Source organism: Corynebacterium sp. 22-2729, from assembly GCF_053479475.1.
Map to the genome: position 1 here is coordinate 101,729 of NZ_JBRBCA010000009.1, position 14,489 is coordinate 116,217.

Consider the following 14,489-nt stretch of genomic DNA (forward strand, 5'->3'; position numbering starts at 1 on the left):
AGCTGGGTGGATGCGGGGTGGCGTCATTTAGAACGAGCGCGAGGGGGCACCAAGCAGTAGCGTGAAAAGCGCACAGAGAAAAAGAACAAAAAGACCGACAACTCAACAACACACCGAAAGCAATCCCACGCATGAACTCGAGCGACAATAACGGCGATTTCCGGCTTCGCGGCCCCGTCCTGCTGCGCGGAAAGCGGCACAACGAGAAGCAGAAATCAACGACGGACCAACGACTGCTGGCGCAACAGACCAATATCGATTGGCTGCATACGGATCCGTGGCGAGTGATGCGAATCCAATCCGAGTTCGTTGATGGTTTCGGTGCGCTGGCAAAGATCCCCAAGGCGATCACGGTGTTCGGGTCGGCACGCGTAAAGCCTGGCCACGCGTACTACGAAAAGGGTCGCGAACTCGGGCGACTGATCCATGAGGCCGGCTATGCGACGATCACTGGTGGAGGCCCCGGCCTGATGGAGGCCCCCAACCGCGGAGCACAGGAGTCCGGCGGATTGTCCATTGGACTTGGCATTGAGCTTCCCATGGAGCAGAGCCTGAACCGGTGGGTGGATCTGGGACTGAACTTCCGCTACTTCTTCGTACGCAAGACCATGTTCCTTAAGTATTCACAGGCATTTGTGTGTCTACCGGGCGGTTACGGCACCTTGGATGAGCTCTTTGAAGCACTGGTCATGGTGCAGACCGAAAAGATCCGGAAGTTCCCGATTATTCTGATCGGCAAGGAATTCTGGGGTGGGCTCGTCGAATGGATCACCACCCGTCTGGTGGACGAGGGCATGATCTCGCCGGAGGACGTGGATCTGTTCCACGTCACTGATGATCCTGCCGAGGCCGTGCAGATTTGCGTCGATGCTCACGCCGACGCTGTAGAGAAGCTGAAGCGCCGCCAGGAGGAGCTGGCTGCGGAGCAGGATCGTATCTCCGAGCAGCTGGATCGTTTCGATTGTGAAGGAAAGCGCGGTAAGTAGCGAGGTATTCGAATAAAAGCCTCACTAAGCGCCAGCAGAAAGTGAAGAGACGGTACATTTGAAGACATGTTTTGGTTGTTGTCTCTCGTCGGAGCATTCCTTGTAGGCGCGCTCTTGGTCTATTTGCTCGGCACGGTCTTTGGCCGTGGAGAGGCATTGCCTCCCGTGGCTGCAGGAGAAGCAAAGAAGCAACACTGGCGGGATCTCGAGAGCAAGCCCTTGACCGCCGAGGGCATTCGCGACACCGGCTTTTCGCTGGAAATTCGTGGCTACAATCAAGCTGAAGTCGACTTCTATATCGATCGCCTCGCCGGGCGTATCGAAGAGCTTGAGCAGCAGGTTGGTGCGCAGCATACAGATCAAGACGAAGCCACCGTCGATAACCCCGCAGAACCCCGCGAACAGGAGCGTTAAACAATGGCACCGATTCCGAATATCCCCCAAAGAGTGACCAATGTGACGATCGGCCCGCGCGCAGAGGGATCCGAAATTATCGAAGCGCAGGTGAAGGTGGCCGCCGGTTCCTCCGCGCCGGGTGAGGTCGAGCTTGATTCCACCGGCCAGTGGGTTGTAAGGGTGCCTGCCGACCCGACCCGTCCTCTCGACCTCAGCGATGGACGTGAGTTCCTGGAGGACGGATGGCGCGGAGCAGGCGCAAAGCTGGTGCGCCGTATTGGCAAGGTCGTAGATGGCCACCCTGTGCGGGCGAAGAGGCACATTGTGCAGGTACACCTTCCAGAGGAGTTCACTCCCGACAACGTCCGTTCCTTGGTGATCGGCCTAATTGTTGGCAACCACAGCTTTGTTACCACCAATAAGCGTAAGCCCGCCCGAGTGCGCGACGTACACCTAGTACTGCCGCAGGATTTTGAATCTTCCGGATTCGACACTGCGGATTATGTAGCTGCTGTGAAGGAAGGCAAGGCCCTGGGCAAGGCAACCTGCTTGTCGCGAGATCTGGCCAATGCCCCGGCCAACGTGAAGTCCCCGGAATGGCTCGCAACCCAGGCCAAGAAGGCGGTATCGGACATTGAAGGCGTCAAGGTTCGCCTGCGCGATGCCGCATGGCTGAAGGATAAGGGCTTTGGCGGAGTACTGGCCGTCGGCAAGGGATCCTCCCGTCCGCCGATGTTGATCGAGTTGGTGTGGGATCCGGAGAAGGTCGACTTGCGCCGTCGTCGCCGCACCGTCGTGCTGGTTGGTAAGGGCGTGACCTTCGATACCGGTGGAATTAGCGTAAAGCCCGCTGCGGGAATGGATACCATGCGCACCGATATGACGGGCGGAGCCAGTGTCATTGCCGCGTTCCGCGCCCTGGCGGAGCAAAAGGTACCGCGAAAGATCGTGGCGCTGATTCCGACGGCGGAAAACATGATCGATGGAAATTCCTACCGCCCGGGCGATGTGGTGGAACACTATGGTGGCCTGACCTCCGAGGTGACGAACACCGACGCAGAGGGTCGCATGATTTTGGCCGATGCGATCAGTTATGGCGCGAAGAAATACAAGCCGGTTGCCGTGGTGACTGTCGCAACGCTGACGGGTGCAGCAAAGGTGGCCTTGGGGCTGCGCACCGGTGCGGTATTCGCCGACAACTGGGGTGCAGGCGTCAAACTTGCTCGTCGTGGTGCGACAGTAGGGGAGCACTGGTGGCCAATGCCGATGCAGGATTACTTGGAGGAGAACGTGAACTCCAAGATCGCAGATGTGCGTCAAACTCCCAAGGGGCCGGGTGCGACCACCGCGGCTATGTTCCTGCGTCGCTTTACCCGGGGTGTGCCGCTGATTCACCTGGACATTGCTGGACCCGGTCGCGCAGAATCTGCCTACGATGAGGTCACACCTGTAGGTACCGGTTTCGGCGCGCGCACTCTGGTGCAGTGGCTGATCCACTAATCCTTTGTTGAAATCGCTGCCCGATATATGTTTCGAGCTGTAGACGGTCTACCATAAGGTGGTCGTTTATTAGCTCCCCACAGCGGGCTTTGTAAGAGAAATCAGGAAGGAATCTGTTCGTGCTTGCAGATGTCATTGACCTCCTCGCCGATCCCGTAGACGGTTCCCGCTTGAGCGCTGGCGACGAAGAGTGGCGCACTCTAGTCTCTGAGTCCGGCCACAGCTACGACGTTGCAAGGCAGGGGTATGTGACCCTCGCGGGCGGCTCCGGACTGCGCTACTCCGGTGACGATGCGTCGATGATCGACGCCCGCGAAACCTTCCTGTCTGGCGGCCACTTCGCACCTTTCGTCGAGGCTGTGACCGCAAATGTTGAAAACGTTCTGGACGATGGCAATGTTGCCGCTGAGCACGCACCTTCCATCGTGGAGATCGGTGCCGGTACCGGCTACTACCTCGCCCACACGCTGGACACGGTCGAGCGTTCCCGCGGGGTGGGAATCGACGTTTCGACTGCTGCGGCTAAGCGGCTGGCCTCGTCGCATTCACGGGTAGGCGCCGTCGTCGCTGACGCCTGGTCGCGCCTGCCGATTCTTTCGGAAAGTGTTGACGCCATCATGGTTGTCTTCGCACCGCGTAATGCGGCAGAGTTCGCCCGTATCCTTACGCCGGAGGGACAGGTTGTAGTCCTCACCGCGGAGGTCGGCCACCTAGGTGAACTGCGTGAGCCGCTGGGCATTTTGGACGTTGAGGAGGGCAAGGTTGAGCGGATGATCAGCCAGGCTTCCGGTCACTTGGTTCCGGTAGGGGAGTCCGAGCATATCGAGTTCCCGATGGTTCTCGATCAGGCTTCCATCGCAGCACAGATCGGCATGAGCCCCTCGGCGCGTCACATCCACCCGGACGTTTTGAAGGAACGCATCGAAGCTCTGCCGGAGACCATGGAAGTTACCGCCCGTGCAGCGATTACACGCTTGGCAAAAGCCACCCGCTAGTCTTCTTCGTCGAAGATTCCTTCGGACACATCGCGATCTGCGATGAGAGCTTCTGCCATGTAGTGTTCCTGTTCTTCCGGGGTGGTCAGTCCTGCCTGCATGCGCATCAAATGGCGCCCCGCCGTTTGCATGGAGGAAATAACCTTCGCCCCGCCAGTGGCGCGTACATCAATATCGGAAATCTGCGAGTGTGCTGGGATGGCGCTGGTCAAAGTGACAGCACCGCCGTCAGCGAATACTTCGCATACGGGGCCATCGAGAAATACCGTCAATGTATCCGAGTCCGCATCCTTTAGCGGAGCGGTGCGGGTGTCCACACCCAAGCGGGTAACGGAGACAGCGTCTTTGGTGTAGCTGATAGTGGCGATCACCTGGCCGGAGTCATCAGTGACGTCGACGTCCACGCGACCCTCCTCGGCATCTAGCTGGGCCGACCAGATGAATGCGTAGTCCGAGAAAGTACGTACCGCCGTGGGCGCACCGACAACATCTTGGAAGAGCTCGCCGTTCACCAGCGTGAGATAACGCGGCGCGGAGAGACAATTTGCCCATTGTCCATCCAAGGACGGGTGAGCGCCGACCAGGCCAAACATCACCGGGGTGGTGTGGTCGATGACGCGCGGGCGGGTGAAGTCGTGTCCAAAGTCGATGACGGTATAGGGACTGATAACGCTAAACGAGGTGCCACTGAGGTTGCCAACCACGTAACCGGCAACCTCATCGGACTCTCCGGCACCGCCGGGGAAGGTGACGAAGAGGATATCGCGACGGGCGGAAGAGTCGGCGTCCACCATAGAAACAATGCGCGGGGCGAACGGGCGGCCGGGGCGCAAACCTGCCTCGCTCGGCAACTCGATTGGCCCCAGGACGCGCCAGTGCTGGCGGTCTGCGGAACGTAGAACAACAATCTGCGCGTCCTTGTCACCGGTCAACGAAAGAGCGACCATGAGCCAGCCTTCGTCGGGGAAAGCGGGATCCTCATGACGAATCACGCTGGGGGTCACCAGATTTTCTACAGGGAACGCCGAATCGTCGATGTCGATTGGCCCCAGGCGAAGCACATGGGGATCCGGCAGGCTGGGATCGTCCGACACCTCAGTGGCCTCGAGCAGGTTCGGGATCTGCGCACGTTCAATGGTGAACGTACGTGGGCCGCGCTGGCCATGGGGAATCTCCGCGGCCAGAGCTTGCTCCGCAGTGGCCGCGGAGGTGGCATGGGTGACGACGAAAAACAATTCGGCACCATGGTCGATAGGCACGGCGGCTCCGGCGAGCATATCGATTTCGGTGCCGTGGGAAGCAGCTTCCGCGCTGGCACTCTGTTCGCCTAGTCCCTGGTTCGGGACGATGACATCGTCACAGATGTCCCAGTCATAAGTTGCCTCAGAGGCTACCTGATGCGCCCAACGAGAGCCTTCGGAAGACCGCGGGCGGAACTGGTGGAACACATGCAGGGCGTTACCTGAGAACACGGCGCCTGCGGGTGCTTCCAGCACCCCCGTTTCTGCGGTGACGTGCAGTTCCGGGCGGTGCTTATGGGAGGAAGAATGCATGCCACCATTCATACCAGCGGATTGAATTTAAAGCAGGGACCTGTATACGTCGACGGTTTGCTCGGCGATGGTCGCCCAACTGAAGGTCGTAACGGCGCGCTGGCGCCCAGCCTCACCGAAGCTGCGTACCTTATCCCGATCTGCGACGAGAGCGTTTGTAGCATCGGCCAGGCCACGCTCAAAAGTCGCCGTATCGTTCTCGTCATAGTGGACTAGCGTTCCCGTCTCGCCGTCGACGACAACCTCCGGAATACCGCCAACGTCGGAGGCCACAACGGCGGTTCCACATGCCATGGCCTCTAGGTTCACAATGCCCAGTGGCTCGTAGATGGAAGGGCACAAAAATGCATCGGAGGCCGAGAGGATCTCCTGCAGATTCGGCTTTTCCATCATTTCCTTAACCCAGTACACGCCGTCGCGCTCAGCCTGCAACTTTTCAACCAGTGCAGTGACCTCGGCTTCGATTTCCGGGGTATCAGGCGCGCCCGCGCACAGAACAACCTGGATCTCCGGATCGAGGTGCGCTACGGCCTTCAGCAGGTGAGGGACGCCCTTTTGACGCGTAATGCGTCCGACAAAGGAGACGATGGGGCGGTTGGGGTCGACGCCTAGTTCCGTGAGTACGGAACGGTTGCCAGCCTCCACTGCCGCTTCGAAGGTCGGGCGAGGCTGCCAAAGCTCGGAATCAATTCCATTCAGCACCACGTGGATGCGGTTTGGGTCGATAGCTGGGTAGGCGTCGAGGATGGATTCCTTCATCTTGGCAGACACGGCGATGACCGCATCTGCGTTTTCCATCGCATTCTTTTCCGACCAAGAGGAAACATCGTAACCGCCACCAAGCTGTTCGCGTTTCCACGGGCGATGTGGCTCCAGTGAGTGAGCCGTTGCCACGTGGGGAATACCGTGCAGAAGTCCACCAACGTGGCCGCCCAGTCCCGTGTACCAGGTGTGGGAGTGGACGACCTCGGCGTCGCCCAAAGAATCAGCCATACGCAAACCGGTGGAAAGAGTCTTGAGCGAACCATTGGCCTCAGCGAGCTCCGGGTCAACTCCGTGAACGTAGACATCCTGCTCTGTGCGTGGCCCACCCATGCAGTGCACATCGACGTGTTCGAGCTTCCGCATGTAACGAACCAACTCGGTGACGTGCACGCCGGCACCACCGTAAATCTCTGGGGGATATTCCTTTGTCAGCATGGCGATACGCATGCTTCCAGCCTAACCGGGCTAGGCGCTGTGTGTCCTGGTAAGAACGTCGACGATCATCCGGTTTAACGCATTAGGGGGCACCGTTCCATATCAGATTGCCTGCTTGACAAGCAAAACTATTCCGAGGTCGCTAGGTTGGAAAGTGTGAAGAGCAGATCAAATGTCCTGTCCATTGTCCTTGCCGGTGGCGAGGGAAAGCGCTTGTATCCTTTCACCGCCGATCGCGCTAAGCCTGCCGTACCGTTCGGCGGCAACTATCGCCTGATCGACTTCGTGCTGTCTAACCTGGTCAACGCCGGTTACTACAAAATCTGTGTGCTGACCCAGTACAAGTCCCACTCCCTCGACCGCCACATCTCCCAGTCCTGGCAACTGTCCGGCCTGACAGGCCAGTACATCACTCCTGTTCCGGCTCAACAGCGCCTGGGCAAGCGTTGGTTCACCGGTTCTGCAGATGCCATTCTGCAGTCCCTAAACCTGGTGTACGACGAGCAGCCGGATTACATCATCGTTTTCGGTGCGGATCACGTCTACCGCATGGATCCGGAGCAGATGGTGCAGGAACACATCGCCAGTGGCGCCGGTGTGACGGTCGCTGGCCTACGGGTGCCACGCCACGAAGCTACCGCGTTCGGTGTGATCCAGGCGAGCGATGACAACAAGATCGAGCAGTTCCTCGAAAAGCCTGCCGAACCGCCGAGCGTTCCGGATGACCCAGAGGTTGCCTTTGCCTCCATGGGTAATTACGTGTTCACCGCACAGACCTTGATCGACGCCCTGAAGGAAGACTCTGAAGACGAGAACTCCAACCACGATATGGGCGGTGACATTATCCCGCGCCTGGTGGACCGTGGCGAGGCCTATGTATACGACTTCTCCAACAACTACGTTCCAGGAGAGACCGAGCGTGACAAGGGTTACTGGCGTGACGTCGGAACCGTTGATGCGTTCTACGAGGCGCACATGGATCTCATCAGCGTGCACCCGGTGTTTAACCTGTACAACCAGCAGTGGCCCATCCACACGGCTGAGACGGGCAACCTGCCGCCGGCGAAATTCGTCAAGGGCGGTATTGCTCAGTCTTCGATGGTCTCCGCGGGCTGCATCATCTCCGCGGGCACGGTGCGAAACTCCGTGCTGAGTGAGAACGTCGTCGTGGAGGAAGGTGCCTCTGTGGAAGGCTGCGTGATCATGCCAGGTGTGCGCATCGGTCGCGGTGCAGTGGTGCGTCACGCCATCCTGGACAAGAACGTGCAGGTCTCGGCAGGGGAGATTATCGGCGTGGATCGCGCCCGCGATCAGGATCGCTTTACGATCTCCAAGGGTGGCGTGGTCTGCATTGGCAAGAACGTAGTCGTCTAACAGACTTGCGTTCTTAGCCGAGGTTCTTTAGCCGATCTTCGTGATCAGCGTCGCACCCGCGCCCAGAGGAAGGCGAGAGACCTTGGCGTTTTCCAGCTCGCGGAAGAACTGATCTGCTTCGCGAGCCCGGGTGGTCTGGCGGTCGGTGCGGTTTTCATCGCCCACCAGGCCGTCCATCAAAGAATCCAGAAGTACGAGGACACCACCAGTGCGAAGTGCCGGGAGCGTGGATTCCACAATCGCGGTGAACTCCTCTGTCGCGGCCTCTGCGACCGCCATGTCGTAACTATCGTTGGCTAGACGGCGGATTACATCCAGCGGAGCGCTGGGCAAGAAACGGAAGGTATTGGGGCGCTGACCGGCATTGGCGAAAGCTTGCTTGGCCAACTGTTGGTGTTGTACCTCCGGCTCGATGCACGTCAGGTGTCCTTCGGTCTGTGCGGCGTTAAGGCCCTTGAAAAGGTGCAGGCCGATTACGCCACTGGCTGGCGAAACGATAATGCCGGTGGGGGTGTGCCCCTGGGCGGCGGCGCTGGCGCCTGCGCGGGTGGCGATGAATTCCAAAAACTCAGCAGTCATCGCATCGGGGGTGAGTAGACCAAACTCCTGTGCCGCCTCGACAGCGGTGATGGTCACCTCGTCCGGCTCGCTGGTCGCCCGAACGTACTCACGGATGGCCTCAATGGGGGAAGATGATGCAGCATTCACGCTTCACGACGATAGGCCAGGAAAGCGTCAATGTTGTGCTTGTTCTCGGCATGTCAGGCGCCGGCGTCAAAAATAGAAAAGCAAGTGAACAAGAGTGACCCGAGTGACGAACTTTCGTTCCACCCCCACAGGGGGTAAAATCCTCACAGGAAACTGCCAGGCGTGCAGCACAAGATTTTGAGGACAATCAGCCACAATATGGGCATGAACGCAGATCAAACCCCCGCCCCACGAACCACTGCAGAGTTCGATGCAGGTACCGGCGAACTTCCGAGCTGGGGGGAATTGGTCGCAGAACACGCAGACAGCGTCTACCGGCTGGCTTATCACCTCGCAGGAAACCAACAGGACGCAGAAGACCTCACGCAAGATACGTTCATGCGAGTCTTTCGCAGCCTCAAGAGCTACCAGCCGGGAACCTTTGAAGGATGGCTGCACCGCATCACCACTAACTTATTCCTGGATATGGTGCGCCGGCGTGCGAAGATTCGCATGGAAGCGCTGCCCGAAGATTACGACCGAATCGAGGGCGGCATTGACGACCCCGAAGCCATCTTTGAACTGAACAATCTGGATCCTGCACTGGTAAAGGCGCTGGATCAGCTAGCGCCGGAGTACCGCGTAGCTGTTGTGCTCTGTGACGGGCTGGGGATGAGCTACGACGAAATCTCCCAGACCCTTGGCGTGAAGATGGGAACCGTGCGCTCCCGCATCCACCGCGCCCGCGCGCAACTTCGCGGTAACCTGGAACGTAACCAAGGCGAACTGGTCTACACCGGCCAGGCCTAAAGGCTGAGCGACTAGTGTCGGTCTGAGACGTTGGGAACGGCGCTAAAGAAAAAGACACCGTTGAAGTGGAAAGGCAGGTAAAGCACGTGACATCTTTCGTTGAAAACCTCACGGGGGAACTGTCCGTCGACCACCTGTCCACCGAGGCCATCGCTGCGCTTGTTGATGGGGAACTTTCCCGCCGTGCGGAACACCGAGCAAAAATCCACCTCGTTCACTGTGAAACGTGCAGGGCGGAGGTGCGTGCCCAGCGAAGTGCGGCCAACCGGATGCGCGAGCACGCTTCGGACGTACACACCCCGGGCGGATTGATGGAAAAGTTACAGCGCATTCCGGAAGAGTGCCGCGAGGATGATGCGCCGCATCGTTTCTCCGTGGATGGCTGTCGCCGCCCCGAAACGTTGGTTGATCGGCTGGATCTTTTGCTGCGTAAAATGCAGTTCCGCGGCAAGTAAAGTGAAATGCCCTGCAGTTTGAGTTAGGTTAGACAGGTGTTTTCCAATGTAGGTTGGGGCGAAGTCCTCGTACTTTTGATCGTCGCGTTGTTCCTCATTGGCCCGGAGCGATTGCCGGGTCTTATCAAGGAGGTTCGCGCGGTCTTGCTGGCGGTACGCAAGGCAGTATCGCAGGCAAAGGATCAACTAGACGGTGAGCTGGGGGAGGACTTTCGCGAGTTCTCCAAGCCTTTGCAGGAGCTGAACTCTGTACGCCAAATGGGTGCGAAGGGGTTCATCACCAAGACTTTGCTGGATGACGATGACAGCTTCCTGACCTCCTTCAATGAGACGAAGCAGGATGTCAAAGACACCGTCGATACGGTGCGCAAGCCAAATCTTCGCGAGACCCTGAAGTCTGGAAATAAGCCAGGTCAACCCGCCCCGGCTAGCGGAAGTGCTGATAACGGTGGTGTGAGCGTGTCACAGCAGTCCGCAGCGGGGGAGTCCCGTTCTTCCCAATTGGACGATCCTGTGGCCAATGCTGCCCAGCAGCTGACTGGCAATGAAAAGCCCTCCGCACCCAGCAACGGGTGGGAGGACGTAACGTAGCCTGGAGCTCGGCCTATTTCTTTGTGACGCCGAGGTTCAGTGATTTACCGGCCAGCGAGCTACGACGCACAGCTAGCTGATCGGCGATTCCTCCGAATGCGATCGTGGCCGGAGAGTTCGGCTCCGAAAGCACAATGGGGTTACCGAGGTCGCCACCGATGCGCAGGTTCGGGTCCAGTGGAATTTGCCCCATCAGGGGTACCTTCGCCCCGGTGATCTGGGACAGGCGATCCGCAACGAACTGGCCGCCTCCGGAGCCAAAGACCTCCATGCGAGTGCCATCCGGCATATCCATCCAGCTCATGTTCTCGATCACGCCACCAATTCGCTGGCGAGTTTGCTGAGAGATGGAGCCCGCACGCTCCGCAACCTCGGCTGCTGCAGCCTGCGGGGTGGTGACGATCAACAATTCGGCGTTTGGCACAAGCTGCGCCACGGAGATCGCCACGTCGCCGGTTCCCGGCGGCAGGTCCAGCAGCAGAATGTCTAGGTCGCCCCAGAACACGTCTGCCAGGAACTGTTGGATTGCGCGGTGCAGCATTGGGCCACGCCACACAACCGGCGAGTTGTCTCCAATAAAGTGACCAATGGAGATCAATTTCACGCCGTGTGCTTGCAGCGGCATGATCATCTCGTCCACCTGGTGCGGCTTGTCGGTGGAGCCCATCAAGCCGGGCACGGAGTGGCCATAAATATCGGCATCGATCACGCCGACCTTCAGCCCTCGCTTTTGCAGAGCAACGGCGAGGTTAACGGTGACACTGGATTTGCCCACACCACCCTTGCCGGAGGCGATGGCGAACACGCGGGTGGTCGAGTCGGACTGGGCAAAAGGAATCACCGGATCTGCCGCGTCACCACGAACCATCTGGCGAATGTTGCGACGCTGTTCATCGCTCATAACGTCAGTGGTAACCGTGACGTTCTCCACACCGTCGACGGAAGCCACGGCCTCGCGGGTCTTTTCCGTCAGGTGGTTTTTCATCGGGCAGCCGGCGATCGTCAGGTAGATCTCCACCGCGACATCACTTCCGTTGATGTCGATGGACTTCACCATGCCGAGATCCGTGATCGTGCGGTTTAGTTCAGGGTCCTCTACGCGGGATAGCGCGCTGCGTACAGCGGATTCAGTGACTTGGGACATGATGGGATTAAGTCTATCGAACGACCGGCGAGACGCTAATTCCGGGCGGTTAATCGTCGCGCGCGTCGCCGCGAGCTTCCTCGTCTCGGCGGGTGTCGTCGATCTTGTCGTCAATGCGTTGCAGAATGTCGTGCAGCTCCTCGAGCTCACGGCGGAGATAATCACGGGTAACCGTCTCACCCACGGCAATGCGCACGCTGGCGACCTCACGGGCTAGGAATTCCGTATCGGCCTTGGTTTCAGCGGCACGGCGGCGATCCTCATCCAGGCTGACGCGGTCGCGGTCGTCCTGGCGGTTCTGTGCCAACAGGATCAGGGGCGCGGCGTAGGCGGCCTGGGTAGAGAAAGCGAGGTTGAGCAAGATGAATGGGTATGGATCCCAGTTCCACCACATGCCGCCCAGGTTCAGCAGGATCCAGGCGACAACGATGATCGTCTGATAAAAGAGGTACTTGCCGGTGCCCAGGAAGCGAGCAATCCTCTCAGCTACGCGACCGACACCGTCCCCGTCGAGATTGAACTTCTTTTTCTGGCGGGTGGCGTCGGTCGGAGTATCCAGATCCACGCGGGAGAAATTACGTGCCATATATGCCTAGACCTCCTTCAATTCCGAGGCTGCTTGGGATACCGGGGTAGACGGGGTTGCTGAAATGGCTGGAGATTCCACGCGCCAGTCTTCTTCGCGCCAATCCTCAGGCAACATGTGATCCAGCAGGTCATCCACGCTGACAGCGCCAAGGAGATGCTGATCGTGATCCAGCACCGGGCCACACACCAGGTTGTAGGTGGCAAAGTAGCGCGCCGCCGTTTCCTGGTTGTCATCTGCGAACAGCGCGGGTAACTCCAGATCTAAGATTCCACTGACAAGGGAGGACGGTGGTTCGCGGAGAAGCTTCTGTAGATGCACACAGCCTAGGTATTTGCCCGTCGGGGTCGCCTGGGGAGGTCGTACGACGAAGATCATGGAGGATAGGGACGTCGGCAGCTCTGGATTTCGCGCGTGGGCGAGAGCTTCTGCGACGGTGGCCTGGGGCGTCAAAATGATCGGTTCGGGCGTCATCAGTGCACCCACAGTTTCCGGCGAGAAATTCATGAGTCGCCGGACGGGCTCGGATTCCTCCGGGTCCATCAGCTCCAGCAGCACGTCGGAAGTATCTCCCGGGAGTTCGGCCAGAATGTCGGCGGCATCGTCCGGATCCATTTCCTCCAGCACGTCGGCGGCACGCTCAATATTGAGATGCTCGAGGATTGCCGTTTGGTCGTCGTCGGGCATCTCCGCCAACACGTCCGCAAGGCGTTCGTCGTCGAGTTCTGCGGCGATTTTATTACGCCGAGCGTCATCCATGTCCACCAGGGCATTCGCCACGTCGGCGTTGCGCATCTGCTTGAAGGAGGCGATGAGCTCCGCATCCTGGTTGACCACACCCGTGCCAGAGGCGTGGAGTCCCTGGATGTGCTCGATCGGGATAATGTTAATGGACGTTTTACGCCCCAGACGGCTGCGCTGGGTGACCGCTAAGTTACGGATCTTCCATTCACGACGCCGACTACGGCTCAGCTCGACATCGGTAATCTCCACAACCTTCCCGTGAAGTTCCTCGTGCTCTGGATCGTCTGTGTGCACCTTTGAGCCGACGAGATCCTCGAAGATGGTGAGCTCGGCAGAGCGGGACTTAAAGGGGCGAAGGTTTACGGAACTGGAAGAAGTCGTGATGTCCGTCGCGGTGATCGCCGCAATGCGCAGCATGGGGAGGAAAATCTTGCGCTTATTCGCGATCTCCACCACGAGACCAAGTGCAGTCGCATTATCGCCGTGAATGGTGATGACAACATCGCGGACGCGGCCGACGGATTCGCCGTCTGGTCCCAGCACCACTAGGCCGGCCAATCGTCCTGCATACACGCGACTTGTACTCATGTTTACTTAGGGTACTTGATCGCCTCCACAAGGTAGAATGTGGCGAGTTGTATAGCTGCACGAAATGCAAAGGGACAAAATAAGATGCGAACGTTGGGACGGCGAGACGTGGCGTCCATAATTGCGGCAATAACTTGCCTCGCTTCCTGTGGTGGCCTGACTGCTTGTGCTGAAGAAACCCCGGAGCCTTTTTTAGTGGGGATGCCCGAGCGAGCGGTGGGAAATTCGCCGATGCCCGAAAGGTACGCTGATGCTTTTGCTCGCTATCTGGTGCGGGAGCTCGATGATTTTGGGCGCAAGACCGAGCGCAAACCCATTCCCGCCGATCGTCGCATTCGACAGGTGAGATCTGGTGAAATCACCGTTTCCTACGGCTGTACGGGGGAGCTGCTGGAGCACTTAGATCGTAATCGAGCCATGGAGCTGCGACGCGAATACAAAAAGCAAAAGCAAAGCGCGCAGGCTGAGCTTTCGGAAGGCGCGACGGAAACTAAGAGTGCGGAAGAATGGAATAGCCTCGTCTACGATGAACTGCTCAGCGCATTGCCATCAGAGGTCGGGGCGACGCTGCCGGGACAGGCCACGCCGTGCCCAGGGGACTCATTGCCGCAAAATGCAGTCGTGATCTATTCGAAACACATTGCCGGTCGCAAAGTACGGGCGCAGCTCAATCACGTGGCAACAGCAACAACTATGGAGATGCTCGGAGGCTAAGCCGGAGGTTAAATAAGTAACAAAAAGCCCGCCGCTGTATGAACTGCTCCCCATTAGTTGGACTGAGAAATCAGTTACCGACTAGTGGGGAGTAGTTTTCATTGAGAGCACGAAGTTCGCTAAGTGAATATCAGCGCGAGCAGTTAGTGGAGTGTTTCGAGCAGGG

Annotated in this window: 15 protein-coding genes; 9 read left to right on the forward strand and 6 right to left on the reverse strand. The window is 58.7% G+C overall.

Annotated features, from left to right (window positions below):
• Nucleotides 1-131: 131 nt before the first annotated feature.
• From ACUY2T_RS08025 to ACUY2T_RS08040, 4 genes are all read left to right on the forward strand, one after another.
• Nucleotides 132-986 carry an LOG family protein gene (locus tag ACUY2T_RS08025; RefSeq protein WP_293789679.1) on the forward strand — a complete coding sequence of 285 codons (855 nt, stop codon included), beginning with the start codon at nucleotides 132-134 and terminating at the stop codon, nucleotides 984-986.
• A gap of 66 nt (nucleotides 987-1,052) precedes the next feature.
• Complete coding sequence (locus ACUY2T_RS08030) at nucleotides 1,053-1,400, forward strand: DivIVA domain-containing protein (RefSeq protein WP_293789681.1); 348 nt, start codon at nucleotides 1,053-1,055, stop codon at nucleotides 1,398-1,400.
• Nucleotides 1,401-1,403: 3 nt separating this feature from the next.
• Nucleotides 1,404-2,882 carry a leucyl aminopeptidase family protein gene (locus ACUY2T_RS08035; protein WP_448308200.1) on the forward strand — a complete coding sequence of 493 codons (1,479 nt, stop codon included), beginning with the start codon at nucleotides 1,404-1,406 and terminating at the stop codon, nucleotides 2,880-2,882.
• A 119-nt stretch (nucleotides 2,883-3,001) separates the two neighbouring features.
• A complete protein-coding gene (locus ACUY2T_RS08040; protein WP_293789686.1) occupies nucleotides 3,002-3,877 on the forward strand; it encodes a methyltransferase domain-containing protein in 876 nt (291 codons plus the stop codon).
• On the opposite strand, the gene ACUY2T_RS08045 is transcribed toward ACUY2T_RS08040, so the two are convergent.
• Nucleotides 3,874-5,430, reverse strand: coding sequence for a GH32 C-terminal domain-containing protein (locus tag ACUY2T_RS08045; RefSeq protein ID WP_448308201.1), 1,557 nt, complete (start codon nucleotides 5,428-5,430; stop codon nucleotides 3,874-3,876). The genes ACUY2T_RS08040 and ACUY2T_RS08045 overlap by 4 nt on opposite strands.
• A gap of 27 nt (nucleotides 5,431-5,457) precedes the next feature.
• Nucleotides 5,458-6,642, reverse strand: coding sequence for a glycogen synthase (glgA, locus tag ACUY2T_RS08050; RefSeq protein ID WP_448308202.1), 1,185 nt, complete (start codon nucleotides 6,640-6,642; stop codon nucleotides 5,458-5,460).
• A gap of 144 nt (nucleotides 6,643-6,786) precedes the next feature.
• On the opposite strand from glgA, the gene glgC reads away from it, so the two are divergent.
• Nucleotides 6,787-8,004, forward strand: coding sequence for a glucose-1-phosphate adenylyltransferase (gene glgC / locus ACUY2T_RS08055; RefSeq protein ID WP_293789692.1), 1,218 nt, complete (start codon nucleotides 6,787-6,789; stop codon nucleotides 8,002-8,004).
• A 27-nt stretch (nucleotides 8,005-8,031) separates the two neighbouring features.
• On the opposite strand, the gene ACUY2T_RS08060 is transcribed toward glgC, so the two are convergent.
• A complete protein-coding gene (locus ACUY2T_RS08060) occupies nucleotides 8,032-8,712 on the reverse strand; it encodes an O-methyltransferase (RefSeq protein WP_448308203.1) in 681 nt (226 codons plus the stop codon).
• 198 nt (nucleotides 8,713-8,910) lie between these two features.
• Here ACUY2T_RS08060 and sigE point away from each other — a divergent pair, with 198 nt between their 5' ends.
• The 3 genes from sigE (at nucleotide 8,911) to tatB (ending at nucleotide 10,547) form a co-directional block, all read left to right on the forward strand.
• Nucleotides 8,911-9,501, forward strand: a complete 591-nt coding sequence (gene sigE, locus ACUY2T_RS08065; protein ID WP_448308211.1) for an RNA polymerase sigma factor SigE — start codon at nucleotides 8,911-8,913, stop codon at nucleotides 9,499-9,501.
• An 86-nt stretch (nucleotides 9,502-9,587) separates the two neighbouring features.
• Nucleotides 9,588-9,956: an anti-sigma factor family protein gene (locus ACUY2T_RS08070; protein ID WP_448308204.1), complete on the forward strand. Its 369-nt coding sequence runs from the start codon at nucleotides 9,588-9,590 to the stop codon at nucleotides 9,954-9,956.
• A gap of 36 nt (nucleotides 9,957-9,992) precedes the next feature.
• Entirely contained in the window at nucleotides 9,993-10,547 is a 555-nt protein-coding gene (gene tatB, locus ACUY2T_RS08075) for a Sec-independent protein translocase subunit TatB (protein ID WP_448308205.1), read from the forward strand.
• Between the two features lie 13 nt (nucleotides 10,548-10,560).
• On the opposite strand, the gene ACUY2T_RS08080 is transcribed toward tatB, so the two are convergent.
• Genes ACUY2T_RS08080 through ACUY2T_RS08090 form a run of 3 tightly spaced genes read right to left on the reverse strand, consistent with a single transcriptional unit; the run spans nucleotide 10,561 to nucleotide 13,609 of the window.
• On the reverse strand, nucleotides 10,561-11,691 hold the full coding sequence (locus ACUY2T_RS08080) for an Mrp/NBP35 family ATP-binding protein (RefSeq protein WP_293789700.1): 1,131 nt from the start codon (nucleotides 11,689-11,691) through the stop codon (nucleotides 10,561-10,563).
• Between the two features lie 49 nt (nucleotides 11,692-11,740).
• On the reverse strand, nucleotides 11,741-12,277 hold the full coding sequence (locus ACUY2T_RS08085; RefSeq protein ID WP_448308206.1) for a DUF1003 domain-containing protein: 537 nt from the start codon (nucleotides 12,275-12,277) through the stop codon (nucleotides 11,741-11,743).
• Nucleotides 12,278-12,283: 6 nt separating this feature from the next.
• Nucleotides 12,284-13,609: a magnesium transporter MgtE N-terminal domain-containing protein gene (locus tag ACUY2T_RS08090; RefSeq protein WP_293789705.1), complete on the reverse strand. Its 1,326-nt coding sequence runs from the start codon at nucleotides 13,607-13,609 to the stop codon at nucleotides 12,284-12,286.
• Between the two features lie 231 nt (nucleotides 13,610-13,840).
• Here ACUY2T_RS08090 and ACUY2T_RS08095 point away from each other — a divergent pair, with 231 nt between their 5' ends.
• Nucleotides 13,841-14,323 (forward strand): hypothetical protein, encoded by a 483-nt coding sequence (locus ACUY2T_RS08095; protein WP_293789707.1) that lies wholly within the window; start codon nucleotides 13,841-13,843, stop codon nucleotides 14,321-14,323.
• The last annotated feature ends 166 nt before the right edge of the window (nucleotides 14,324-14,489 follow it).

Bases quoted from the DNA above. Each gene is read 5' to 3' on its own strand.
- ACUY2T_RS08025 (WP_293789679.1), top strand. From the start codon at position 132: ATGAACTCGAGCGACAATAACGGCGATTTCCGGCTTCGCGGCCCCGTC.
- ACUY2T_RS08030 (WP_293789681.1), top strand. From the start codon at position 1,053: ATGTTTTGGTTGTTGTCTCTCGTCGGAGCATTCCTTGTAGGCGCGCTC.
- ACUY2T_RS08035 (WP_448308200.1), top strand. From the start codon at position 1,404: ATGGCACCGATTCCGAATATCCCCCAAAGAGTGACCAATGTGACGATC.
- ACUY2T_RS08045 (WP_448308201.1), bottom strand. From the start codon at position 5,430: ATGCATTCTTCCTCCCATAAGCACCGCCCGGAACTGCACGTCACCGCA.
- glgA (WP_448308202.1), bottom strand. From the start codon at position 6,642: ATGCGTATCGCCATGCTGACAAAGGAATATCCCCCAGAGATTTACGGT.
- sigE (WP_448308211.1), top strand. From the start codon at position 8,911: ATGGGCATGAACGCAGATCAAACCCCCGCCCCACGAACCACTGCAGAG.
- ACUY2T_RS08080 (WP_293789700.1), bottom strand. From the start codon at position 11,691: ATGTCCCAAGTCACTGAATCCGCTGTACGCAGCGCGCTATCCCGCGTA.
- ACUY2T_RS08085 (WP_448308206.1), bottom strand. From the start codon at position 12,277: ATGGCACGTAATTTCTCCCGCGTGGATCTGGATACTCCGACCGACGCC.
- ACUY2T_RS08090 (WP_293789705.1), bottom strand. From the start codon at position 13,609: ATGAGTACAAGTCGCGTGTATGCAGGACGATTGGCCGGCCTAGTGGTG.
- ACUY2T_RS08095 (WP_293789707.1), top strand. From the start codon at position 13,841: ATGCCCGAAAGGTACGCTGATGCTTTTGCTCGCTATCTGGTGCGGGAG.